The 23,647-nt window shown below is 66.2% G+C and carries 24 protein-coding genes; 12 read left to right on the top strand and 12 right to left on the bottom strand.

The window, feature by feature from the left end:
• The first annotated feature begins 1 nt into the window (after nt 1).
• Nucleotides 2-502 (top strand): CinA family protein, encoded by a 501-nt coding sequence (locus SB4_RS00460; RefSeq protein WP_058750946.1) that lies wholly within the window; start codon nt 2-4, stop codon nt 500-502.
• On the opposite strand, the gene SB4_RS00455 is transcribed toward SB4_RS00460, so the two are convergent.
• Nucleotides 463-921, bottom strand: coding sequence for a type II toxin-antitoxin system RatA family toxin (locus SB4_RS00455; RefSeq protein ID WP_058750945.1), 459 nt, complete (start codon nt 919-921; stop codon nt 463-465). The two genes, SB4_RS00460 and SB4_RS00455, sit on opposite strands and share 40 nt — an antisense overlap.
• A complete protein-coding gene (gene lipA, locus SB4_RS00450; RefSeq protein WP_058732393.1) occupies nt 921-1,844 on the bottom strand; it encodes a lipoyl synthase in 924 nt (307 codons plus the stop codon). The genes SB4_RS00455 and lipA overlap by 1 nt, the downstream gene beginning before the upstream one ends.
• Before the next feature lie 150 nt (nt 1,845-1,994).
• Here lipA and SB4_RS00445 point away from each other — a divergent pair, with 150 nt between their 5' ends.
• The gene (locus tag SB4_RS00445; RefSeq protein ID WP_058750944.1) at nt 1,995-2,651 is read left to right on the top strand and encodes a carbonic anhydrase; all 657 of its coding nucleotides are present in this window, start codon (nt 1,995-1,997) and stop codon (nt 2,649-2,651) included.
• A 96-nt stretch (nt 2,652-2,747) separates the two neighbouring features.
• Here SB4_RS00445 and aspS read toward each other — a convergent pair whose 3' ends face one another.
• Nucleotides 2,748-4,553: an aspartate--tRNA ligase gene (gene aspS, locus SB4_RS00440; RefSeq protein ID WP_058750943.1), complete on the bottom strand. Its 1,806-nt coding sequence runs from the start codon at nt 4,551-4,553 to the stop codon at nt 2,748-2,750.
• A 138-nt stretch (nt 4,554-4,691) separates the two neighbouring features.
• Between aspS and rnd the strand changes: the two genes are divergently transcribed.
• Both rnd and SB4_RS00430 read left to right on the top strand, forming a co-directional pair.
• The gene (gene rnd / locus SB4_RS00435) at nt 4,692-5,870 is read left to right on the top strand and encodes a ribonuclease D (RefSeq protein ID WP_058732433.1); all 1,179 of its coding nucleotides are present in this window, start codon (nt 4,692-4,694) and stop codon (nt 5,868-5,870) included.
• Entirely contained in the window at nt 5,867-6,154 is a 288-nt protein-coding gene (locus tag SB4_RS00430) for an I78 family peptidase inhibitor (RefSeq protein ID WP_058750942.1), read from the top strand. Before rnd ends, SB4_RS00430 begins: the two co-directional genes overlap by 4 nt.
• Here the strand turns inward: SB4_RS00430 and SB4_RS00425 are convergent.
• Genes SB4_RS00425 through SB4_RS00410 form a run of 4 tightly spaced genes read right to left on the bottom strand, consistent with a single transcriptional unit; the run spans nt 6,141 to nt 11,677 of the window.
• Nucleotides 6,141-7,613: a Ppx/GppA family phosphatase gene (locus SB4_RS00425; protein ID WP_058750941.1), complete on the bottom strand. Its 1,473-nt coding sequence runs from the start codon at nt 7,611-7,613 to the stop codon at nt 6,141-6,143. The two genes, SB4_RS00430 and SB4_RS00425, sit on opposite strands and share 14 nt — an antisense overlap.
• Before the next feature lie 17 nt (nt 7,614-7,630).
• On the bottom strand, nt 7,631-9,796 hold the full coding sequence (locus tag SB4_RS00420; protein WP_058750940.1) for an RNA degradosome polyphosphate kinase: 2,166 nt from the start codon (nt 9,794-9,796) through the stop codon (nt 7,631-7,633).
• Nucleotides 9,797-9,812: 16 nt separating this feature from the next.
• Nucleotides 9,813-10,421, bottom strand: a complete 609-nt coding sequence (locus SB4_RS00415; RefSeq protein WP_058750939.1) for an HdaA/DnaA family protein — start codon at nt 10,419-10,421, stop codon at nt 9,813-9,815.
• Complete coding sequence (locus tag SB4_RS00410; protein ID WP_058751025.1) at nt 10,418-11,677, bottom strand: heavy-metal-associated domain-containing protein; 1,260 nt, start codon at nt 11,675-11,677, stop codon at nt 10,418-10,420. The genes SB4_RS00415 and SB4_RS00410 overlap by 4 nt, the downstream gene beginning before the upstream one ends.
• Before the next feature lie 59 nt (nt 11,678-11,736).
• Here SB4_RS00410 and purM point away from each other — a divergent pair, with 59 nt between their 5' ends.
• From purM to SB4_RS00390, 4 genes are read left to right on the top strand one after another with little or no spacing between them, the layout of a single operon-like run.
• Entirely contained in the window at nt 11,737-12,870 is a 1,134-nt protein-coding gene (gene purM / locus SB4_RS00405) for a phosphoribosylformylglycinamidine cyclo-ligase (RefSeq protein ID WP_058750938.1), read from the top strand.
• Nucleotides 12,860-13,438: a phosphoribosylglycinamide formyltransferase gene (gene purN / locus SB4_RS00400; RefSeq protein ID WP_058750937.1), complete on the top strand. Its 579-nt coding sequence runs from the start codon at nt 12,860-12,862 to the stop codon at nt 13,436-13,438. Before purM ends, purN begins: the two co-directional genes overlap by 11 nt.
• Entirely contained in the window at nt 13,435-13,722 is a 288-nt protein-coding gene (locus SB4_RS00395) for an MmcQ/YjbR family DNA-binding protein (protein ID WP_058750936.1), read from the top strand. The genes purN and SB4_RS00395 overlap by 4 nt, the downstream gene beginning before the upstream one ends.
• Nucleotides 13,719-14,318: a hypothetical protein gene (locus tag SB4_RS00390; RefSeq protein WP_058750935.1), complete on the top strand. Its 600-nt coding sequence runs from the start codon at nt 13,719-13,721 to the stop codon at nt 14,316-14,318. The genes SB4_RS00395 and SB4_RS00390 overlap by 4 nt, the downstream gene beginning before the upstream one ends.
• On the opposite strand, the gene SB4_RS00385 is transcribed toward SB4_RS00390, so the two are convergent.
• The 4 genes from SB4_RS00385 to SB4_RS00370 form a co-directional block, all read right to left on the bottom strand.
• Nucleotides 14,315-14,833: a GNAT family N-acetyltransferase gene (locus SB4_RS00385; protein WP_058750934.1), complete on the bottom strand. Its 519-nt coding sequence runs from the start codon at nt 14,831-14,833 to the stop codon at nt 14,315-14,317. The genes SB4_RS00390 and SB4_RS00385 overlap by 4 nt on opposite strands.
• Entirely contained in the window at nt 14,833-15,255 is a 423-nt protein-coding gene (ndk, locus tag SB4_RS00380; RefSeq protein WP_042482585.1) for a nucleoside-diphosphate kinase, read from the bottom strand. Before ndk ends, SB4_RS00385 begins: the two co-directional genes overlap by 1 nt.
• Nucleotides 15,256-15,374: 119 nt before the next feature.
• Nucleotides 15,375-15,815, bottom strand: a complete 441-nt coding sequence (locus SB4_RS00375) for a DNA polymerase III subunit chi (protein WP_058750933.1) — start codon at nt 15,813-15,815, stop codon at nt 15,375-15,377.
• 21 nt (nt 15,816-15,836) lie between these two features.
• Nucleotides 15,837-17,303 carry a leucyl aminopeptidase gene (locus tag SB4_RS00370; protein ID WP_058750932.1) on the bottom strand — a complete coding sequence of 489 codons (1,467 nt, stop codon included), beginning with the start codon at nt 17,301-17,303 and terminating at the stop codon, nt 15,837-15,839.
• Nucleotides 17,304-17,483: 180 nt separating this feature from the next.
• Between SB4_RS00370 and SB4_RS00365 the strand changes: the two genes are divergently transcribed.
• Genes SB4_RS00365 through rsmA form a run of 4 tightly spaced genes read left to right on the top strand, consistent with a single transcriptional unit; the run spans nt 17,484 to nt 22,988 of the window.
• Nucleotides 17,484-19,712 carry an LPS-assembly protein LptD gene (locus tag SB4_RS00365; protein ID WP_193753704.1) on the top strand — a complete coding sequence of 743 codons (2,229 nt, stop codon included), beginning with the start codon at nt 17,484-17,486 and terminating at the stop codon, nt 19,710-19,712.
• Nucleotides 19,713-19,770: 58 nt separating this feature from the next.
• Nucleotides 19,771-21,153, top strand: a complete 1,383-nt coding sequence (locus SB4_RS00360; RefSeq protein WP_058732431.1) for a peptidylprolyl isomerase — start codon at nt 19,771-19,773, stop codon at nt 21,151-21,153.
• A 13-nt stretch (nt 21,154-21,166) separates the two neighbouring features.
• On the top strand, nt 21,167-22,162 hold the full coding sequence (gene pdxA / locus SB4_RS00355) for a 4-hydroxythreonine-4-phosphate dehydrogenase PdxA (protein ID WP_082669859.1): 996 nt from the start codon (nt 21,167-21,169) through the stop codon (nt 22,160-22,162).
• A gap of 1 nt (nt 22,163) precedes the next feature.
• Nucleotides 22,164-22,988 carry a 16S rRNA (adenine(1518)-N(6)/adenine(1519)-N(6))-dimethyltransferase RsmA gene (gene rsmA, locus SB4_RS00350; RefSeq protein WP_058750930.1) on the top strand — a complete coding sequence of 275 codons (825 nt, stop codon included), beginning with the start codon at nt 22,164-22,166 and terminating at the stop codon, nt 22,986-22,988.
• A 141-nt stretch (nt 22,989-23,129) separates the two neighbouring features.
• On the opposite strand, the gene SB4_RS00345 is transcribed toward rsmA, so the two are convergent.
• The gene (locus tag SB4_RS00345) at nt 23,130-23,633 is read right to left on the bottom strand and encodes a tetratricopeptide repeat protein (RefSeq protein ID WP_153005997.1); all 504 of its coding nucleotides are present in this window, start codon (nt 23,631-23,633) and stop codon (nt 23,130-23,132) included.
• Nucleotides 23,634-23,647: the final 14 nt, after the last annotated feature.

The raw sequence follows: 23,647 nt of genomic DNA, 5'->3' as shown, positions 1-23,647 counted from the left end.
TATGGACGTCCTTCTTCCCCGCGAGCTGATCGAACTGGCCGAGCGCGTGGTCGTCGCCAACCGGGCTGCGGGTCGGCGCGTCGCGCTGGCCGAAAGCTGCACTGGTGGACTGGTCTCGGCAGCGCTGACCGAAATTCCGGGATCGTCGGATGTGGTCGAGGCCGGGTTCGTGACCTATTCCAACCAAGCCAAGATCAGCATGTTGAACGTCAGCGCCGAGGTCATCGAAACCTTTGGCGCGGTATCGACGGCAACCGCCTGGGGCATGGCGCAGGGGGCATTGGCGGCGAGCGAGGCGGATGTCGCGGTCGCGATCACCGGCGTGGCCGGGCCTGGCGGCGGCACCCCGAAGAAGCCGGTCGGCACCGTCGTCTTCGCCCAGGCGCTACGCGGCGGCGACCCGGAAGAGGTCAAGGCCGAGCGTCACGAGTTCGGCGATATCGGTCGCGGGGCGATCCGGCTTCAGGCGGCGCTGTTGGCGCTGGAGCTGTTGCTGCCGTAAAGCTTGGCGGCGCGGTCCTCGAACGCGCCGATCATGCGGCGGAGGGCGGTGCCGAACACCTGCCCCGCCAGCATCTCGAACACCCGGTTCTTGAATGCGAAGTCGACGGTGAAATCGACTGCACACCCCTGTTCCTCGGGCCGGAAACGCCAGTTGTTGCGCAAATATTTGAGCGGCCCGTCGAGATACTCGACGTCGATCGATTCCGGCCGCGCCTTGGTCACGCGGCTGGTGAAGGTCTCGCGCAGCCCCTTGAAGCCGACGATCATGTCGGCCACCGTTTCGGTCGGCGTGTCCGAGCGGACGCGCATCGCCGACACCCAGGGCAGGAACTCCGGGTAGCGGGCGACATCGGCCACCAGATCGAACATCTGCTCCGGCGTATAGGGCAGATGCCGCGTCTCGCTATGCTTGGGCATCAGCGCGCGGTGGCCAGCTTTGCCTCACGAGCTGCCCGCAGCCGCTCGAAATCGTCGCCCGCATGATAGCTCGAACGGGTCAGCGGCGAGCTGGCAACCAGCAGGAAGCCCTTAGCCCGCGCGATCGCGGCATAGGCGTCGAACGCCTTGGGCGTCACGAACTCGGCGACCTTGGCGTGGCGCGGCGTCGGCTGGAGATACTGGCCCATGGTTAGGAAATCGATATCGGCCGAGCGCATGTCGTCCATCACCTGATGGACCTCCAGCCGCTCTTCGCCCAGGCCCAGCATCACGCCCGACTTGGTGAAGATCGACGGATCATGCCGCTTCACGCTCTCCAGCAGGCGGAGCGATGCGTAATAGCGCGCGCCCGGACGGATCGTCGGATAGAGCCGGGGGACCGTCTCCAGATTGTGGTTGTAGACGTCCGGCCGCGCCTCGACGATCGACTCGATCGCGGCCTGCGCCTTGTTGCGGAAGTCCGGGGTCAGGATTTCGATCGTGGTGTTGGGCGTGGTCCGGCGCAGCGCCTGGATCACCTTCACGAACTGCGACGCACCGCCATCGGGCAGATCGTCGCGGTCGACCGAGGTGACGACGATATGGTTCAGCCCCATCTGCGCGGCGGCGTCCGCCACATTCTGCGGCTCCATCGCGTCGACCTTGCGCGGCATACCGGTCTTCACGTTGCAGAAGGCGCAGGCGCGGGTGCAGGTGTCGCCCAGGATCATGACGGTCGCGTGCTTCTTCGACCAGCATTCGCCGATATTCGGGCAAGCGGCCTCTTCGCAGACCGTCGTCAGGCTCTTGGACCGCATCAGTTCGCGCGTGGCGGCGAACCCGGCGCTGGTCGGAGCCTTGACGCGAATCCAGTCGGGCTTGCGCGCGCGCGCCGGCGCGGCCAACGGTGTCAACTCGTTCATGGGTTGCGAAATAGCGATGCACCGGGTCGGACACAATGCCTACCGGGCTCGTGGCCAACACCCGGCAGACATACTTTGATATGGAACCGAAACGGCCGTGTCTGGTTGGCCTGCTAGAACGAAAATTCCTTCATGGGATAAGAGAGAGCAATGACCGACTTTAACGACCTCGTGGATGGCTATCAGCGCTTTCGGACGTCCGATTGGCGTCGCCAGCGCGACCGCTGGGCCGAGTTGAAGGAAGGCCAGAGCCCCAAGGTGATGGTGATCGCCTGCTCGGACAGCCGCGTCGATCCGGCGCAGATCTTCGACACGCTGCCCGGCGAGATTTTCGTCGTGCGCAACGTCGCCAATCTAGTGCCCCCGTTCGAGACCGGTGGCGGCCATCACGGCGTATCAGCGGCGCTGGAATTCGCGGTGACGCAACTGGAAGTGACCGATGTCGTCATCATGGGCCATGGTGCATGCGGCGGCTGCAAGGCCGCGTTGACGCAGGGTTTCGCGCATGCCCCCCAAGGCGAAGGCGGCTTCGTCTCGGACTGGGTCAGCCTGCTCGATGGCGCCCGTGAAAAGGTCATCTCCAAGCATGGCGATGGTGCCGATGCCGATGCGATGCGCGAGATGGAGCTGGAATCGGTCCGTACCTCCATCGCTAACCTGCGGACCTTCCCGTTCGTCACCAAACGTGAGGATGCGGGTACGTTGACCCTGCGTGGCGCTTATTTCGCGATCGCCGATGGTGTCCTGCATCTGATGAACGAGAGCGGCGAATTCGAGCCCGCCGTTCCCGCATTGGTTGCGGCATAAAGAACTCGGTCCGGGTCCCTGACCCGGACTCGAGACGCAAAAAAGGGCGGACGCCGCATCCGGCGCCCGCCCTTTTCCTTGCCATGAAAAACCGGGTCAGCCGGCGACCACCTGATCCACATCCTTCTTCGGCTCGGCCGTCGAGCGCAGCGACAGTTCCCGCATCTGCTTGTTGCTGGGCAGGCTGGGCGCGCCCATCAGCAGGTCCTCGGCGCGCTGGTTCATCGGGAACAGCGAGATTTCGCGCAGGTTCTGCGCGCCGCAGATCAGCATGACGATGCGGTCGACACCGGCGGCCATGCCACCATGCGGCGGCGCGCCGTACTGGAACGCGCGGTAGAGGCCGCCGAAGCGCTCCTCGACATCCGCCTTGGACAGGCCGACCTTCTCGAATGCCGCGACCATCAGCTCGGGCGACTGGTTGCGGATCGAGCCCGACGCGATCTCGAAGCCGTTGCAGACCAGATCATACTGGTACGCCTTCAGCGACAGCGGATCGGCGGAGTTCAGCGCCTCCATGCCACCCTGCGGCATCGAGAAGGGGTTGTGCGCGAACTCGACCTTCTTTTCGTCCTCGTCCCATTCATAGAAGGGGAAGTCGACGATCCAGCACAGGCGGAACGCACCATCTTCGATCAGGCCGAGCTGCTCGGCGACACGGGTGCGCGCAAGCCCTGCCAGCTTGGCGGCCGCCTCGACCTTACCCGCCGCGAAGAAAAGGCCGTCATCGGGGCCGAGGCCCAGCGCGGCATAGATGGCTTCCATGCCCTCGGTGCCATGGTTCTTGGCGATCGGACCGCCGAACTCGCCGCCCTTGCGGGTGACATAGCCCAGGCCCGCATGACCCTCGGCGCGCGCCCACTCGTTCATCTCGTCGAAGAACTTGCGGCTTTTCTCAGCGGTCTTGGGCGCCGGGATCGCACGGACGACGCCGCCCGAACCAACGATCTTCTCAAACAGGCCGAAGCCCGAGGACGTGAAATACTCGGAGACATCGGTGATGATCAGCGGGTTGCGCAGGTCGGGCTTGTCGTTGCCGTATTTCAGCATCGACTCCGAGTACGGAATACGCGGGAACTGGCCGATCGGCGTGACGGTGCGGCCGTCGGCGAACTTCTCGAAGATGCCGCCGATCACCGGCTCCATCGTCTCCCACACCTCTTCCTGGGTGACGAAGCTCATTTCCAGGTCGAGCTGGTAGAACTCGCCCGGCAGGCGGTCGGCGCGCGGGTCCTCGTCACGAAAACAGGGCGCGATCTGGAAGTAGCGGTCGAAGCCCGCGACCATCAGCAGCTGCTTATACTGCTGCGGCGCCTGGGGCAGCGCGTAGAACTTGCCCGGATGGATGCGGCTGGGCACCAGGAAGTCGCGCGCGCCTTCCGGCGACGACGCGGTCAGGATCGGGGTCGAATATTCGGTGAAGCCACCGGCCTCCATGCGACGACGCATGTCGGAGATCACCTGCGTACGGCGCACGATATTGGCGTGCAGCGTCTCGCGGCGCAGGTCGAGGAAGCGGTAGCGCAGGCGGATATCCTCGGGATATTCCTGCTCGCCCGCCACCGGCATCGGCAGTTCCTCGGCCGCCGACAGCACGGTCGCGCCCCGTGCGAACACCTCGATCTCGCCGGTCGCCAGGTTGGCATTGACGGTCCCCGCCGAGCGCGCCTTCACCACGCCGTCGATCGTCACGACCGACTCGACCCGGACGCTCTCCAGGATGGCGAGCGCGGGCGTGTCGCTGTCCGCCACGATCTGGGTGATGCCATAATGGTCGCGCAGATCGACGAACAACACGCCGCCATGATCGCGCTTGCGATGGACCCAGCCGGACAGGCGGACCGTCTCGCCAACTGCCTCAGCAGTCAGCGCGGCGCAGGTGTGGGTACGATAGGCGTGCATGGCGGACATTCTCTGTACGTCGGGGGAAAGTGCTGCCGCTTCCCCGCCTGCCCCCTTTTTGTCAATCCCAATGTGGCCGAACGGCCTTCGCGCGCGTTCCTCTTTGTCAACCCGCGCGGGTCGGGCTATGTGCATGCGATGCACGTTCATCCGTTGATTACCGACAGCGCCACGCTCGCCAATCTCTGCGCCCGCCTCTCGCAAGCCGACTATGTGATGGTCGATACCGAGTTCATGCGCGAAAGCACCTATTGGCCGGAGCTCTGCCTGATCCAGATCGCCGATACCGAAGAGGCCGCCGCTATCGATCCCAAGGCACCGGGGCTGGACATGACCCCGCTGCTCGACTTGCTGGTCAACAATGACGACGTGCTGAAGGTCTTCCATGCGGGCGGCCAGGATATCGAGATCATCTACAACTTGACCGGCAAGACCCCGCATCCCCTGTTCGACACCCAGATCGCGGCCATGGCGCTGGGCCAGGGTGAGCAGATCGGTTACTCCAATCTGGTCGACAGCTGGCTGGGCATTTCGGTCGACAAGGGCGCGCGCTTCACCGACTGGTCGCGTCGTCCGCTCGACCAGCGCCAGGTCGACTATGCGATCGGCGACGTCACCCATCTGGCCGCGATCTTCCCCAAGATGCTGGAGCGTCTGCGCAAGACCGGGCGCGGCGCGTGGCTGGATCAGGAAATGGAACGGCTGGCCGATCCCGCGCATTACGCGAACGACCCCGATGTCGCCTGGAAGCGCGTCCGTGTTTCCGGTCGCAAGCCCGACATGCTCGGCCGCCTGAAGGCGTTGGCCCGCTGGCGCGAGCTGGAGGCGCAGGCCAAGGATTTGCCGCGCGGGCGCATCGTCAAGGACGAGACGCTGGCCGACCTGGCCGGGCATCCGCCGCGCAAGCAGGCGGACCTTGCCAAGGTCCGCGGCCTGTCCGCCACGTGGGCGGGTAACGATATCGGGGCGCGCCTGATGGATGCGCTCGAAGCCGCTCAGCCGCTGGACGCCGACGAGCTTCCCGCGCGCGATGAGCGCAAGCCGGGCCTCGGTCGCGAAGGCGCATTGGTGGCCGACCTGCTGAAGCTGCTGTTGAAGATCCGGGCCCGCGACATCGACGTGGCCCCTCGCCTTCTCGCCCGCGCCGACGATCTCGAGATGCTGGCGGCAGGCGTTCGATCCGACCTGTCGGTTCTGGAAGGTTGGCGATTCGAGCAGTTCGGGCGCGATGCGCTCGATCTGGTAGAAGGTCGGCTGGGCTTTGTGGTGAAGGGCGGCAAGCTTAAGATGGTTCGGAATACCGAGGAGGTTGCGTGACGCGTGCGCTCGGCTTGATTGCGCTGACTGGCCTTGCCGCCTGCGCGCTCGCACCCAAGCCTGCGGCATTTGGCGAGGGCAGCACCTGCGGCGACACCAGGGTCGCCAAGCTGGTCGGTCAGGTCTGGCGCGAGTCGCAGCGAGCCAAGACACTGAAAGCCTCGGGCGCGCCGTCGCTGCGGGTGATAGCGCCGGGCACGGTCGTCACGATGGACTTCCGCCCCGAACGATTGAACATCGAAACCGACGCCAACGGCCGGATCACTCGCATCAAGTGCGGTTAATCCTCGCCGGCGTCTTACCCAGGGCCGTGGCCAGTGCGGCGTGGCGGCGTTCGACCGCCTCGCCGTAAAAACCCCGATCCTCGCTCATGAGGGCAAGGCCCAGCGTCGTCTCGCCGAGTTCTAGAGCGGTCCGCTCCAGCGGTCCGGCCAGACCACCGCTCAACCGCTGCCCCAGACGAATGGCGAGGCCCCAGCTCGTCGCGAGCTTCAGCTGCGCGGGACTCGCCAGTTCGGCCAATGGCGAAGGCACGTCGAGGCCACCACCCAGGCTGGTATGCAACGCTTGTGCCAGCATCGCCCGCCCTTCCGCATCAATACCCACCCAATTGCCATGAAGGGCGATCTCGACGCCGCGCTCCGCCCGGAATTCCGGGTTGGCGCGCCAACCGACATCGGCGAGCAAACAGGCCGCATGGCGCAACCGTGCTTCGGCCGCGGCCTCGCCTACAAACAGCGGCGCGATCCACTGTTCGAGCAGATCGCCATGCTCCGGGAAACGCCCCAAAAGCCTTCCCTCCTCGCGCGCCGCGACGATCAACGGATCGAGCGCACGGGTCTTCGCGTCGAGCCCGCCATAGAGCAGCCCCTCGCGCAGGCCGAAGGCGGAGACGACCGTCGTGCTGCTGCCCAGATGCTTGAGCAGCACGCTCAGCAATGCGGTCGCATCGCCCAGCGTCGCGGCGCGGTTGGAGGATAGCCCCTTCACTTCGCGCAACCGTGCCTTGCTGAGATGCGGAATGGTCCGCGACAGCCGCAATATGTCGGTCGGCGTCAGCTCGTAATGATGGATGATCGGGAGCGGATAGTCGGCCAGCGTCATGTCCAGCCGCGCCAGCGCCCGCCACGATCCACCGACCAGATAAAAGGGCAGGCCCCTGCCCCGACCCTCCCAACCCGCATCCTCGATCAGGCGACCGATCTGCCGCTCGAAACTCTTGCTCCCTTTTTCGCGCAGCGCCGGGATACGCAGGACGCCGAGCGGGAAGGACACCCGGTCCTCGACCTCGCCGTCGCGAACCCGCACCAGTTCCAGGCTGCCGCCGCCGAGATCACCGACGATGCCGTCGGCATCGGGAATGGCCGACAATACGCCTTCGCCCGCCGCCTTGGCTTCCTGTTCGCCCGACAGGAGTTCGACCTCTAGCCCCAGCGACTCGGCGCACGCGATCAATTCACCGCCATTGGCCGCATCGCGCACCGCCGCCGTCGCGACCGTCCGCAGGCTCGTGACGCCCATCTCGCGCGCCAGGCTCGCGAAACGAGCGAGCGCCACCTGTGCCTTTCCCAGCGAGCCCGGATCGATGGCCCCGGTCGCCGCCAACCCGCGCCCCAGCCCCGCCATCACCTTTTCGTTGAACAAGATGGCGGGAAGGCGCGCCGGGCCCTGATAGACCACCAGGCGGACCGAGTTGGAGCCGATATCGATGATCGCCGTACGCGGCGCGCGGGAAACCGCCATGCTTCAGCGACCGCCCGTCACCGCTGCCGCCGAAGCGACAAGGTCGGCACCGCCTTGCTGGTGTCGAGCGCGGCACCGCGCCCCGAAAGCGAGGGATTGGTCATGAAATACCGATGCAGGTTGAAGGGGCGATCACCCGGCGTGTCGCGGACATAGCTGCCGTCCGGCTCCAGCTCCCAGCTCTGTTCGTTGTCGAGCAGGTTCGCGACCATCACCTGGTCCAGAATCTGGTCGTGCACGGTCGGGTTCTGAATGGGCAGCATATATTCGACCCGGCGATCGAAGTTGCGCGGCATCCAGTCGGCCGACGAAATGAAGACCTTCGCCGAGTCGTGGGGCAGGACCTTGCCGTCGCCGAACGCCCAGATGCGGCTATGTTCCAGGAAACGGCCGACGACCGACTTGACCCGGATATTATCCGACATGCCCGGCACGCCGGGCCGCAGACAGCAGATGCCGCGCACGATGAGGTCGATCTCGACACCTGCATCGCTGGCCTCGTACAGCTTTTCGATGACCTGCGGGTCGACCAGCGAGTTGACCTTGGCCCACAGGCTGCCCTTACGCCCCGCACGGGCATGGGCGATCTCGGCATCGATCAGCGCCATCAGATTGTGACGCAGGTCGCGCGGCGACAGGCTGACCCGGTTCATCGCCACCGGTTCGACATAGCCGGTGATATAGTTGAACATCTGCGCCGCATCGCGCCCGATCATAGGGTCGGCGGTGAAGAAGCTGAGATCGGTATAGATGCGCGCGGTGACCGGGTGGTAGTTGCCCGTGCCGAAGTGGCAATAGGTGCGGAAATCGCTGCCCTCGCGCCGCACGACCATCGACACCTTGGCATGGGTCTTCCAGTCGATGAAGCCATAGACGACCTGCACGCCCGCCCGCTCCAGCGCGGACGCCCAATAGAGGTTCTGTTCCTCGTCGAAGCGCGCCTTCAGCTCGACGATGGCGGTCACCGACTTGCCTGCTTCGGCCGCCGCGATCAGCGCGGCGATGACCGCCGACTGCTTGCCCGCGCGGTAGAGCGTCTGCTTGATCGCCACCACGTCCGGGTCCGCTGCCGCCTGTTTCAGGAAGGCGATGACGACCTCGAACGTCTCATAAGGGTGGTGGACGACGATATCCTTGGCCTTGATCGCGGCGAAGCAATCGCCCGCAAATTCGCGGATACGCTCCGGGAAACGCGGGGAGTAAGACGGGAATTTCAGGTCGGGGCGATCTTCGTCGACCATCGCCACCAGATCGCCGATGCCCAGCATGTTGCCGCTCTCGGTAATGATCGCGTCCGAGCCACCCAGTTCGTCGCGAAGTACGTCGGCCAACTCGTCAGGCATGCCGGTTTCCAGCTCCAGCCGGATCACCCGCCCGCGCCGCCGCCGCTTGATGGCATTTGCGAAGTAACGAACCAGATCCTCCGCCTCTTCCTCGATCTCGATATCGCTGTCGCGCAGCACGCGGAAGGTCGCCGCCCCGTTGACGATATAGCCGGGGAACAACAGCCCCGAGAACCGGCGAAGGATGGTCTCGATCGAGACATAACGCGATCCCTCGCCCGGCAGGCGGATGAAACGCGGCATGGTGGACGGGATCATCACCAGTTCGCGAATCGGCGCCTTGTCCGACACGCGGGTCAGGTCGAAGATCATCGACAGACCCTTGTTGGGGATGAATGGGAAGGGATGGGCCGGGTCCAGTGCCTGCGGGGTCAGGATCGGAAAGACCTGATCGCGGACATGGTTTTCCAGCCATGCGCTGGCTTCCTGGTCGATGGCGTCGCGACGCAGGACGAAGATGCCCGCCTCGTCCAGCAGGTTACGCAGGTCGCCCCACACCTCCTGCTGGCTCTCCATCAGGCGATCGGCCTCTTGCACGATCCCGCTCAACTGCTGCCCCGGCGTCAGCCCGTCGACCGAGCGCTGCTCGACATCCTGTGCCTGCTGCCCCTTCAGGCCCGCCACGCGGACCATAAAGAACTCGTCGAGGTTCGATCCCGAGATCGAGAGAAAGCGTAGCCGCTCGAGCAGCGGATGGGCGGCGTTGCACGCCTCCTCCAGCACCCGCCGGTTGAAGGCGAGCCAGGAGAGTTCGCGATTGAAGTAACGGCCGTTCGGCTCGGTCGAGAAGTGATCGTCGTCCGGTTCGGACATTTGCGCGATATGAGCAGGACGGGTCATCGTTTCTCGCTTGGGCTTACGGCTCGGCGATCAGGCCAGCCGCGATCAGAGTGGATCGTGCTAGGGGAATGGACAAGCGCGCGCGCCGTTCCATCGCCCCCTGGTCGAGCATATCCACTGCGCGGATGACAGAAAGGTGACTACGCTCGATCCGCAGCGTCAACCATTCGATCAGGTCGGGTCGCGCATCCAGTCCGCGCCGCTCGAACAGATGCTCGAACAACCCTGCGACAAGCTCGTCGTCGGGCGCGCCGATCTCGGCCAGGCTGCTGTTCGCCAGGCGCGAGCGCAGGTCGGGCAGCTTAACCTCCCAGCGCGGCGGCGGCGCATCGGCGACGATCAGCAGCGGCAGCCGGTCGGCCTGTGCCCGGTTCCAGGCATGGAAGATCTGAACCTCCGGCACCCGCTCGGCATCGTCGATGATCGTGCCGCCGGTCCGCGCGGCGAAGATGCGCGCCAGCAGCGACCGCCCGGACTTGCGCGGGCCAGTCAGGATCGCGGCCATGGTCGGCCACGCCTCCCATTGATCAAGCATCCGCGCCGCCAACCGGTTGGACTCGGTCATCAGGAACGCATCGGATCGGGGGTCGGCCGGCCATTGCAGCGGCAGCGCCATCTGGTTCATCCGGTCGTCACACTATCCGTTGGAAGCGCGGGCGTCTGCACCTGGGGTGCGCGCCTGATGCGCAAGGTCGTGCCCGAACCGGACACCTGAAAACCACGCTGCTCGAGCGCGCGGCGAAGCTGGTCAGGATCACCGTCATAGGTCACCGCCATGATCGATACGCCGCCCAGTGCCAGGCTGGTCGTGCTGGCCCGGACCACGCCGGGAATGGTACGCACCAGGCTTTCGGCATTGGCCACCGCGCTGGCGGTGGGCGCATCATATTGCAGCGAGACGGCGATGCCCGCGCCCGACGATGCGATGGCGGCATCCAGTCCCGCGATCGGCTCCTCGCCCGGCGCGCTATCGTCGATGACGACCGCCTCCGCCTTGGGCGGCGGGGTGAGCGACGAATCGGGGTGCAGCGCGCCGCTGGCCAGCGCCCGCTGATACAGTCCGTCCAGCCGCGCCACGCCGGTGTCGAGCAGCTGGTTAAGACCATCCGTGCTCCCGACTCGCAGGGTGATCGTACCCAGCAGCGCGTTGTCGGGACCATGCCGCGCCTCGAACACGCCGATCACCGGGCCGCCCGGCCATTGGCGGTAAAGATGGACGACCGGGATCAGGATGTCCGACGCGCCATATTGATCGAGCACGGTCCGCCACCATCCGCGCGAACGGCGGCCGATCTGCCCGACGTTCAGCAGCAACGGGTCGGTGCCGGTGCCTGACGGCCGGATATAGTCGATCGTGCTGTTGCCCGTGCGGAACCGCGCCCAGGCCTGTTGCCACGGCGTGCGCGCCTCGAACATCTGCGACACGCCGCCCGACACCTGTAGCGGCATGACCAGCATCGGCGGCGAGCGATCGGCATAGGCCGACACGCCCAGCACCGAAGCCGCCCGCACCCGGTCGAACAACACGCCCAGCTTGGCGACATAGCGGGTCGGGCCGATCTGTTCGTTCTCGACCACGATTCCGCTGACCAGCGAATCGAGCAAGCCGTCCGACGCACCGGTGCCGCTCCGCCCCAGTCGTTGGGCCAGCATCGCCCAGGCCTTGCGCTGCGCGATCCGCCAGCCACCCAGCCGCGCGTCCTCCGCCGTCTTGCCCGAGACGTCGACCGACACTCCGGTCACTTCGTAGGACCCGCCATTGTCGATGGGCGTGACGCCGCGCGACGGCCCCTCGATCTGGGCGAGCACCGCCCCGCCCCCGGCACACAGGCCGACAAGCGCGACCAGACCGAACATCAGGGAGGGCGAACGCAAACGCATCGCGGCCTTTTGGCGAACCAGACGTGGAAATCCAAGCGCGATGTCGCTAACCGGCAAACATGACCGACAATAGCACGCCGTCCCCAACCCCTTCGCCCGCCGAAACCGGCGCGTCCTACACCTATGCCGATGCGGGCGTTTCGATCGCCGCAGGTAACGCGCTGGTCCGCGCGATCGGCCCGCTCGCCAAGGCGACACGACGGCCGGGGGCCGATGCCGACCTGGGCGGCTTTGGCGGTTTCTTCGACCTGAAGGCCGCCGGTTTCACGGACCCGCTGCTGGTTGCCGCCAATGACGGCGTCGGCACCAAGTTGAAGCTCGCCATCGAGCATAACCGCCATGACGGCGTGGGCATCGATCTGGTCGCGATGTGCGCCAACGACCTGGTCGTGCAGGGGGCCGAGCCCCTGTTCTTCCTCGATTATTACGCGACCGCCAAGCTGGAAGGCGATGTTCCCGAGCGCGTGATCGCCTCGATTGCCGAGGGCTGCCGTATCGCGGGCTGCGCGCTGATCGGCGGCGAAACGGCCGAGATGCCGGGCATGTATGCGCCGGGCGACTATGACCTGGCGGGCTTCTGCGTCGGCGCGGTCGAGCGCGATCAGGTGCTGACCGGTGCGACCATTGGTGACGGCGACGTGATCCTGGGCCTTGCTTCGTCCGGCGTCCATTCCAACGGCTTTTCGCTGGTCCGCCGCCTGGCCGCCGACAAGGGCTGGAAGCTCGATCGTCCCGCCCTGTTCGATCAGGACGTGCTGCTGATCGAGGCGCTGATGGCTCCGACTCGAATCTACGTCCGCTCGCTGCTCCCTTCGATCAAGGCGGGTTCGATTAAGGGGCTCGCCCACATCACCGGCGGCGGCCTGCTGGAAAACATCCCGCGCGTGCTGCCCAAGGGCGCGCATGCCGTGGTCGATGCCGATGGCTGGGAACAGCCGCGCCTGATGGCTTTCCTGCAGGCACAGGGCGGCATCGAGCCCGAGGAAATGGCGCGTACCTTCAACTGCGGCGTCGGCATGGCGGTGATCGTCGCGGCCGACCAGGCCGAAGCCGTGGCCGAGACGCTGCGTGCGGCGGGCGAGACGGTCGTCACCATCGGCCGGGTCGAATCGGGTGAGCGCGGCTGCACCGTCAAGGGTTCCGCAGGCACCTGGAGCGCGAAGGCGGACTGGACCGCGACCCATGTCGGTTGACCAGCCGGTGAAGGTCGGCATCCTGATTTCCGGCCGGGGTTCCAACATGCAGTCGCTGGTGGCGGCGTCGAAGGAAGCGGGCGCGGCCTATCAGGTCGCCCTCGTCGCCTCCGACAAGCCCGACGCGGCCGGACTGGCCTGGGCGAAGGAACAGGGGATCGCTACTTTCGCCCTGTCGCCCAAGGGCATCGGCAAGCCCGCCTATGAAGCGGCGATCAACCAGGCTCTGCGCGATGCGGGCGTCGAGGTGATCGCGCTGGCCGGTTACATGCGGCTGCTGTCCGGCGATTTCGTCGCGCGGTGGCGGGGGCGCATCGTCAACATCCACCCCTCGCTGCTGCCGCTCTATAAGGGACTCGACACGCATGAGCGCGCCATTGCGGCGGGCGATGCGACGGCGGGATGCTCGGTCCATGTCGTGATCGAGGAGATGGATGACGGCGAAGTGCTGGGCCAGGCGGAGGTCCCGATCCTGCCGGGTGACGACGCTGCGGCACTTGCGGCGCGTGTGCTCGTTGAGGAGCATCGTCTCTATCCCCAAGTCCTGACGGAGTTCGTGCGCCGATGACCGATACCCTGACCCGCATCCGCGACATCGCCATGCTGCTGCCCGGAGCGACCGAGGACACACAGGCGAGCGAAATCCGGTTCCTGGTCGAAGGTAAGCCATTCGTCCGCGTCGCGGAAGGCGCGTCGGGCGTGCATGTCTGCACCGCCGACGAAGGCACCGAGCCGCATTGGAGCGAGATCGCTCTGTCGGGCGACATCGACTGGACGCTGGTCGAGGATCGGATCGCGCGCAGCTGGGAACTGGTTGCGCCCACGGAGTTGCTGGAGGCTGGCGGCCGATGAGCGACCGGGCTGGCGACGAAGCGGCCGATCGCGCCAAGTCACGGCGTCGCCTGCTGAGCCTGGCGGAGTTCGTCGCGGTGGCGGGCCTGCTCGTCGCCGCGCTCACGCTCTATCTCAACTGGTCGCAACGGCGCAGCGATGCCGCCGACAAGGCCGCTACCGCCAGCGCCCAGCGCAATGAACGCGCCCGGTTGGACCTGACCGCGACGGTCGAGAATGACGGTCGCCGCTTGGCATTGCGTGATCCGAATCACGATCTTCAGGATGTGGCGATCGACTTTCCGGCAAAGTCGGGCATTGCCCGTCAGGCACCCGTCGGCGATCCGGTGATCGAGGCGGGCCCGATCGCCGATCCGATCCTGGCTCTGACCGATGGCCAGACGGATACGAAGGAAGGCCGCCTGCCGGTGCTGATCACCGTCCGCTACTGGGACGGCGACACCGCACGGACCGTGACGGAACTGTATGACGTGATCTGGAGCACGCATGGCCGATTGCTGCGCGGTCGAACGTTGCGGCTGGAAGGGCTGCGACTGACGGACCGCAACGGCACGCCCGCCAAGCTCGACGCAGCCTGGGCGGCCAAGCGCGGCTAAAGCTCGCGGGCGTAAACGACATCGTCATAGACGGTATCGCCCACCCGAAACTGACGCGTTCCAGCCAGCATGAAGCCCTCGCGCTCGTAGAAGGCGCGCGCGTTATGGTTGATGCCCAGTACGCCCAGCAGCATACGGCGGCGTCCCAGCGCTCTCGCATCGTCGATCGCACGCGCCATGAGCTTGTGACCCAGTCCGGTGCCGCGCGTCAGCGACAGGGCGTAGATGCGGCGCAGTTCGATGTCGTGGGGCCCGGTTTCGATCGGCAGATCGGGCGGTACGAGAAGGCTATAGCCGACCGGGGCGGCGCCGTCGGGATGCTCGGCCAGGGTGGCGACGCAGGACATGTCCGCGATCCAGCCATCGAATTTGGTGGCTGAGCTATTGGTGGTCCAGTGGCGCACCATGTCGGGACCCGTGATGATCCCGGCAAAGGTCTCGAGGAAACTGGCGGCCGCGACCAGCGATAGCGCGGGCGCATCGCCCGGCCCCGCCTGTCGCAGCCGCCATTCCATCAGCCGACGATTTCTTCCGGCTTGAAGAAGTAAGCGATCTCGATCGCGGCATTCTCGTCCGAGTCCGAACCATGGACGGTGTTGGCTTCGATCGACTCGGCCAGTTCCTTGCGGATCGTACCCGGCTCGGCATTTGCCGGGTTGGTCGCGCCCATGATGTCACGGTTGCGCTGCATCGCGTTCTCGCCCTCGAGAACTTGCACGACGACCGGGCCCGAGATCATGAACTCGACCAGATCGTTGAAGAAGGGGCGCTCCTTGTGCACCGCATAGAAGCCCTCGGCCTGCTCGCGGGTCATCTGGATACGCTTCGAGGCGACGACGCGCAGGCCGGCTTCCTCCAGCATCTTGGTGACGGCGCCGGTCAGGTTGCGGCGGGTCGCGTCGGGCTTGATGATCGAAAAGGTACGGTTCGCGGCCATGATGGTCACGCAGCTCCTGAATAAGTTGGCTGGAAGTGGCGCCGCCCTAGTCGGGGCCGGGCGGCATTGCAATGTCTTATGGTAAGCGGCTGATCCTCGCCAGCACAGGGACGCGATCCCTATGCAGCCTGTTCCCAGCGGCCTTGGTCGTTCTGCTTCCAGTAACGCCGTTCCACCCCCTCGCGGTCGGCCAGCGCGCGCCAGGCTGCGCGCGCCTCGGCGATACGGTCGCCATCGAAGAAGTGGAACGTGCGGTCGAAGTCGAGCGCCTCGTCGCGCCACACGCCGTCCGCCAGTGCGACGTGGCGCGCACCGTTGGTCGGCTGCACCTCCGGCGCAATAAGGATCGGCTGGGCGGCATCGTCCCCCTCCCCGGCCTGGGCATGGGGCAGGAAGCCGTCCGGGGGGATCATCCACAATTGCCGGTCGAGCGCGGCACGCTGTTCGGCGTTACCGCTCACGATCAGCAGGCGACCGCCGCCCGCCATCACCCGATCGGCGATGACGGGCAGCAGCCGGTCGAGCGGCGCCATCGTCAGATGGTAGAAATCGACCTGCACGCGCGCCGCTCCCTGCCTGGATTACGCCTCGAACCGCTCAGCGACAAACCGGTCGAGCAGACGTACGCCGTAACCGGTCGCTCCCTTGTCGTGGTTCACGCCGGGCTTGTCCGACCAGACCATGCCCGCGATATCCAGATGCGCCCAGGCAACGCCCTCATGGATGTAGCGCTTCAGGAACTGCGCCGCCGTGATCGAGCCGCCGCCCCGTGGACCGACATTCTTCATGTCGGCGATCTGGCTGTCGATCAGCTTGTCATAGGCATCGCTCAGCGGGAAGCGCCACAGCTTCTCGTCCGTCTCCTTGCCCGCCGCCAGCAGCGCGTCGGCGAGCGAATCGTCATTGGCGAACAGGCCGCCATGCTCGTTGCCCAGGCTGATGATCATCGCGCCGGTCAGCGTGGCGAGATCGACAATGGTCGAAGGCGAATGCGTTTTCTGGACCCAGGTCAGCGCATCGCACAGGACCAGGCGGCCCTCGGCGTCGGTGTTGATGACCTCGATCGTCTGGCCCGACATCGACGTCACAACGTCGCCGGGGCGCTGCGCATTGCCGTCGGGCATGTTCTCGACCAGGCCCATGACGCCGACGACGTTCGCCTTGGCCTTGCGTGCCGCGATCGCCTTCATGGCACCGGCGACCGCGCCTGCGCCGCCCATGTCCCACTTCATGTCTTCCATGCCCGCGGCCGGCTTGATCGAGATGCCACCGGTATCGAAGGTCACGCCCTTGCCGACCAGTGCCAGCGTCTCGGCATCGGCGGCGCCGCCATTCCACTTCAGGACCAGCAGGCGCCCCTCACGTACCGAGCCCTGGCTGACGCCGAGCAGCGCCCCCATGCCCAGGTCGCGCATCTCCGCCTCGTCGAGGACGGTGACCTCCAGGCCGAGGCCCTCGACATCGGCCAGCACGCGCTCGACGAAGGTCTCGGGATAGAGCTTGTTCGGCGGCTCCGAAACGAGCGTCCGGGTCAGCTCCAGGCCACCGTTCACCGCATGGATGCGGGTATAGGCCGCCTCGGCATCGGTGTCCGCGTCGACGATCGCGATACGCGTCAGGGTCGGCTTGGCACTGTCAGGTAGCTTGGTGCGATAGACGTCGTGACGCCAGCCGCGCTGCACCGCGGCCCCGGCGAATTCGGCAACCGCACTCGCGGACGGCTTGGTGCCCAGCCCGGTCAGGATCAGCGACGCCGAGGATGCGGTGGTCAGCAGCTTGGCGGTCAGCGCGCCGCCCGCCTTGCGCCAATCCGCATCGGTGCCCGCGCCGATGCCCAGCAGGACGATGCGACGAATGCCACCGTCGAAGGGCGCGAAGAACTCGACCACGGAGCCCGCCTCGCCCTTGAAGCGCGCGGCCGCGATCGCCGCATGGCCCGTCGCGACCATGCCGTCCCCGCCCGCTCGAGCGAAGTCCGTCTGATCCTTGCCCAGCGGAATGACCGCAACGTCGTCGGACTCGACGGAGGCATTGAACGCGATCTGCATGAAGAACCTCTGATCAACTGATAACGGATGCTACCATCTAGGCCTTGTGCCGCTCGAGGCAAGCGCGCGATTGCAGCAAGCCGCCGGTGATGCGATAGGCGGGCGTTCAGCGGCGTCGCCCGGCCGGGGGAGGCTTATCATCGTGTCGGCAAGGACGGACCAGATATCATCGTGCGCAGAATGACGCTTCTGACCGGCAGCGCCCTGCCCTTTGCCCTTTTGATGGCCGCGCCGTCGGCCGCCCAGGACCTTCAGGATCGCGCCGTCGCGCCGCCGCCCAGCGAAGGGCCCGCGCCCGACAATCCCGACCAGGTCCGTTTCAGCGCCGAGCAGCTGGAATATGACATCAACGCCGATATCGTCACTGCGACCGGCGAAGTGCGGATGCTCCGCCAGGGCGAACGGCTGCGCGCCGACAAGGTCACCTGGAACCGCAAGACGGGCAAGGTCCTGGCGACGGGTAATATCGCCGTCACCAACCCCCAGGGCGATATTGCCTATGGCGACCAGATCGAGCTGACCGATTCGCTCAAGGACGGCGTGGTCGACAACATGCTGGTCGTATTGGAACAGGGCGGTCGCCTGGCGGCCGTACGCGGCACCCGCCAACAGGACGGTACGGTCAACCTGGAACGTGCCGCCTACACCCCTTGCGCAGTGGAAACCTCCGAAGGCTGTCCCAAGGAGCCCTCGTGGAAGATCACCGCAGTCCGCGTCACCTATCGCCCCGACCGCGAGCGCGTCTATTTTAACGGTGCCAAGCTCAACCTGTTCGGCCTGCCGACCATCCCGCTTCCCCGGCTGTCCGCGCCGGTCGGCTCGGGTGGCGACAGCGGTTTCCTAACCCCCGACATTCGGCTGGACCGCGTGAACGGGGTCGAGCTGGCCGCACCCTATTATTGGAAGCTCGCCCCCAATAAGGGGCTGACCGTCACGCCGCATATCTTCACCGCCGTGCTGCCGATGCTGGAGGCGCAATATGAGGCGCTGACCACCAAGGGGGCGTTCCGCATCACCGGCTATGGCACCGCCAGCCGTCGCAGCGACGACCTGAACACGCTCAATCCGACCGACACCAGCCAGGCGTTCCGTGGTTATCTGGATGCCGTCGGCCGCTACCAATTCTCGCCGGAATGGAGCCTGTCGGGCTCGATGCGGATCACCACCGACCGTACCTTCCTGCGTCGTTATGACATTTCCCGCGACGACCGGCTGCGCACCACCGCCAGCCTGGAGCATATCGACGCCGACAGCTATTTCGCGCTGACCGGCTGGTATGTGGAAACGCTGCGCGTCAACGATCCGCAGGGGCAGCAGCCGATCGCACTGCCCGAACTCGACTATCGCCGTCGCTTCAACGACCCCTGGCTGGGCGGCAAGTTCGAGATGCAGCTCAACACGCTGGCGATCAGCCGGACCGCCGGACAGGATACGCAGCGCGCCTTTGCCAGCATGCGCTGGGACCTGCGCCGCCTGACCGACTGGGGCCAGGAGGTGACCTTCACCGCCTATGGCCGCGCCGACGCCTATAACGCCAACAACATCGCGACCACGCCACTGGTCTATCAGGGGCTGGAGGGTTTTCAGGCGCGCGGCATCGGCGCGCTGGCGGTCGATGTGAAATGGCCGTTCGTCGGCGAGCTGTGGGGCGGCAGCCAGCGCTTCACCCCGCGCGTGCAGATCGTCGCCAGTCCCAAGATCCGCAACATCGAAATCCCCAACGAGGACGCGCGGTCGGTCGATCTTGAGGATTCCAACCTCTTCGCGCTGAACCGCTTTCCCGGTTACGACCGATTCGAGGATTCGACGCGCATCACCTATGGCGCGCAATGGGCGTTGACCTTGCCCGGCTTCACCTTCGACACCATCGTCGGGCAGAGCTTTCGCCTGAACGACCGACCGACGATCCTGTATCCGGGCACCGGCCTGTCCGATCGCTGGTCGGATATTGTCGGGCGTACCGACATCCGGTTCCGCGATTTCGTCTCCCTGACCCACCGTTTCCGCCTCGACAAGGATAGCTTTGCGGTCCGCAGGAACGAGATCGATGCGACGGTGGGTTCCCGCACCACCTATGCGCAGGTCGGCTATCTTCGCCTGAAGCGGAACATCTTCACCTCGATCGAGGATTTGCAGGATCGCGAGGAAGTGCGGCTGGCGGGACGCGTGCAGTTTGCGCGCTTCTGGTCGGCGTTCGGTTCGACCGTCATCGACCTGACCGACCGGTCGGAGGATGCGCTGTCGCTGTCCAACGGCTTCGATCCGATTCGCCACCGGTTGGGTGTGCAGTATGAGGACGACTGCCTTCGGCTCGGCTTCACCTGGCGGCGCGATTATGTGAACACCGGCGACGCGCGGGCAGGCAACAGCTTCCTGTTGACACTGGCATTCACCAATCTCGGCCGCTAAGCCGATATTCAGCATGGGCGAACCATATCGCGACGGTTACGCGCCTTCGTCAGGCGCGATGGGGATCACAGACACGGTGAAGCACGACATTCGTACCAAGGGCCGCCGCTTCCGCGCGGGCGCAACGTTGATGCTGGTCGCGGTGGCGACGGGCGCGCTGGCGCAGACCGTGCCCGACCAGACCGTGCCCGATACGGGCGGCCTGAACATCCCGTCGAACATGCAGCTGTTCGGCAAGCTGGACCCCAATGTCCGCAAGCCGACCGCGATCGTGAACGACACGGTGCTGACCCAGACCGATATCGACCAGCGTATGGCGTTGGCCATGGCGCTGAACAACGCGACCAACCTGTCGCCAGAGGACCGCGACCGGCTGCGTATGCAGATCCTGCGTCAGCTGATCGACGAGACGCTGCAGATCCAGGAGGCGAAGACCGCCGACATCACCGTCAGCGCCGATGAGATCAACCAGGCCTTTGCTCGCTTTTCCAAGCAGTTCGGCAAGTCGCCCAGCGAGATGAGCGCCTTTCTGCGACAGGTCGGTTCGTCCGACAAGTCGATGCGCCGCCAGATCGAAGGCGAACTGGCCTGGAGCCGCTATCTGCGCCGCAAGGTCGAGCCGACTGTCAATGTCGGCGACGACGAAGTGAACGCGATCCGCGCCCGCCTGGAAGCCGCCAAGGGCACTGAGGAATATAACCTCAAGGAAATCTTCCTCTCGGCCAACGAGGCGACGCAGCAGCAGGTGTTCGCCAACGCTCGCCAGATCATCGGCGAGATTCAGAAGGGCCAGCAGCCCTTCGAATATTTCGCGCGCAGCTTCTCCGAGGCGTCGACCCGCGCGGTCAACGGCGATCTCGGCTGGGTCCGCTCGGCGCAGCTGCCGCCCGAACTCCAGTCGGCGGTGCAGCAGATGCAGGTCGGCCAGGTCGCCGGACCGATCCAGATCCCGGGCGGCTTCTCGATCCTGTACCTGACCGACAAGCGTCAGGTGCTGACCGCCGATCCGCGCGACTCGCGCCTGTCGCTCAAGCAGCTGACGGTGAAGTTCCCGGCGGGCACCACCCAGGCTCAGGCCAGCGCGCGTGCCGCCGAATTCGCCAAGGCGACGCAGGCGATCCGCGGCTGCGGCGACGTGCAGCGCGTTGCCACCACGCTGAACGCCGAAGTGGTCGACAATGACCAGGTTACCATTCGCCAGCTGCCCGCACCGCTGCAGGAAATCCTGCTGAAGCTGCAGATCGGCCAGGCGACGCCACCCTTCGGTTCGCCCGAACAGGGTGTCCGCTCGCTCGTCCTGTGCGACCGCGAGGAACCGCGCTCGGGCCAGTTGCCGACCAACGACCAGCTCCAGAATCAGCTCGAGCAACAGCGGGTCAATCTGCGCGCGAACCAGAAGATGCGCGATCTTCGCCGCGACGCGGTGATCGAATATCGCTGATGAGGGTAAAGCCATGATCCGGCCGCTGGCGATTTCGATGGGCGACCCGGCCGGGATCGGGCCGGAGATCATTGCCAAGGCATGGGTCGCGCGTCGCGATGCCGATCTACTTCCCTTTGTGGCGGTCGGCGACGCGCGGGCGGTCGAGCGGGTCTGGAACGGTCCGATCGTACGGGTGTCGGACATGGCGGCGGCTGTCGCGGCCTTTGACGAGGCGCTGCCGATCCTGTCGGTCGACGACGCGGGCGAAATTCGCCCCGGCCAGCCGGATGTCGAGGGTGCGCGCTGCGCCCTGCATTCGCTGGAACTCGCGGTCGGGTTGGTCCGGTCGGAGGCCGCCAGCGCGCTCGTCACCGGGCCGGTTAGCAAGGCCCAGCTGTACGATATCGGCTTCAACCATCCGGGCCAGACCGAGTTCGTCGCCGAACGCTGCGGTGTGGCCGGGGCCAATGCGGTCATGATGCTGGCGGGCCCGAGCTTGCGGGTCGTGCCGATCACCACCCATGTGCCATTGACAGACGTCTCCGGCCTGCTGTCGGTCGACCTGATCGTGGCGAAGGGACGCGCAACCGCCCGGGGGCTGTGCAAGAATTTTGGCATCACCGCGCCGCGCCTCGCCTTTGCCGGGCTCAATCCCCATGCGGGCGAAAGCGGCGCCATCGGGCGAGAGGAGATCGACCTGATCGAACCCGCCATTGCGCAACTGTGTGCCGAGGGGATCGACGCGACCGGGCCGTTTGCGGCCGACACGCTTTTTCACCCGCGCGCGCGTGCGGCCTATGATGCGGCGCTGTGCTGCTATCACGACCAGGCGCTGGTGCCGATCAAGACGCTGCATTTCGACGAGGGCGTGAACATCACGCTGGGCCTGCCGATCGTGCGGACCTCTCCCGATCACGGCACCGCCTTCGGCATTGCGGGCCAGGACGTCGCGCATCCGGGAGCGATGATCGCCGCCATCGCGATGGCGGGCGACGCCGCGCGTCGCCGGGCCGAAGCCGCCGCCTGACATGGACCCCGTTACGCCCCTGCCGCCGTTGCGCGAGGTCATCGCGCGCCATGGTCTGTCCGCCGCCAAGTCGCTCGGCCAGAATTTCCTGTTCGATGGCCAGTTGCTTGGCCGGATCGCCGCCATTCCCGGCGATCTGACCGATCAGCCGGTGCTCGAGATCGGCCCCGGTCCCGGTGGCCTGACCCGCGCCCTGCTGATGGCGGGCGCAAAGGTCACGGCGATCGAGCGCGACCGCCGCTGTATCCCGGCGCTGGCCGAACTGTCCGAGGCTTTTCCCGATCGCCTGAAGGTCATCGAGGGTGATGCTCTGCGCATCAATGCGCCCGAGCTGTTCGACAGCAAGCCGCATATCGTCTCCAACCTGCCCTATAATGTCGGCACGCCGCTGCTCGTCGGCTGGCTGTCGGCCGCATGGTTGCCCTGGTGGCGGTCCTGCACGCTGATGTTCCAGAAGGAAGTGGCGGAGCGGATCGTCGCCGCCCCGGATCAGTCGGCCTATGGTCGTCTGGCCGTGCTGACCCAGTGGCGCAGCGATTCGCGGATCGCGATGCCGGTTCACCGCTCGGCCTTCACCCCGCCACCCAAGGTCATGTCGGCGGTCGTGCACATCACGCCGAAGGAAGCGCCCGAAGGGGTCAGCTTCCGCACGCTGGAGCGCCTGACGGCGGCCGCCTTCGGGCAGCGCCGCAAGATGCTGCGCCAGAGTTTGAAGCCGGTCGCGGGCGCGAACGAAGCGATGGAGTCGATCGGTATCGACCCTGCGCGCCGGGCCGAAACGCTGTCAGTGGCGGAGTTCGTCGGCCTCGCCCGCGCCTTGGGGTGATTTGGGCCCTCCCCTGCAAGGGGAGGGGGACCATGCAAAGCATGGTGGAGGGGGCGTGCGGCTAGGTACGTCCGCTAAGGAAGCCCTCCTCCGTCAGGGCTGCGCCCTGCCACCTCCCCATATTGGGGAGGATTAAAGCCCTTACGGCGTCGGCGGGTTCTTGCTGTCGACCTGCGCCGTCGTCACGGTCGCGGGCGGGCCCTTGGCGATCTGCGCGGCGAGCGCGGTCGCGTCGGCGCAATCGGCCTTGCAGAGCGTCTTGATCTTCGCGAGGTTATCCTTCGCGCGCGCCACCGCACCGCGCTGCACCAGCGCCTCGCCCTGCCCGCGCAGCGCGCGCGTGTCGTTCGGGTCAAGCAGCAAGGCCTCGCGGTACAGCCGGATCGCCTTGCCCGGCAGGCCGCGGGCATCGGCGACCTCGGCGAGGAGCACGAACGCGGCCCGGTTACGCGGATCGACGGTCACCGCCGTCTCCAGGATGTCCGTCGCGCCTTCCAGATTGCCCGCCGCCTTCAGGCTTCGGCCCTGTTCCAGCAACTGCATCGAGCGGGCGTCGATCTGGCTGTCCGGGCGCTGGCCGCTGAGCGAGGTGGAAAGCGAAACCACCGCCAATGCGGCGGCGGCGGCCAGGGACGACAAACGCATGAGGAACTCCGGAC

It is taken from the genome of Sphingomonas sanguinis, assembly GCF_001476905.1.
Lineage (GTDB): Bacteria > Pseudomonadota > Alphaproteobacteria > Sphingomonadales > Sphingomonadaceae > Sphingomonas > Sphingomonas sanguinis_B.
The sequence above is the reverse complement of the archived record's forward strand: the minus strand, read 5'-3'. Positions and strand labels throughout refer to the sequence as shown.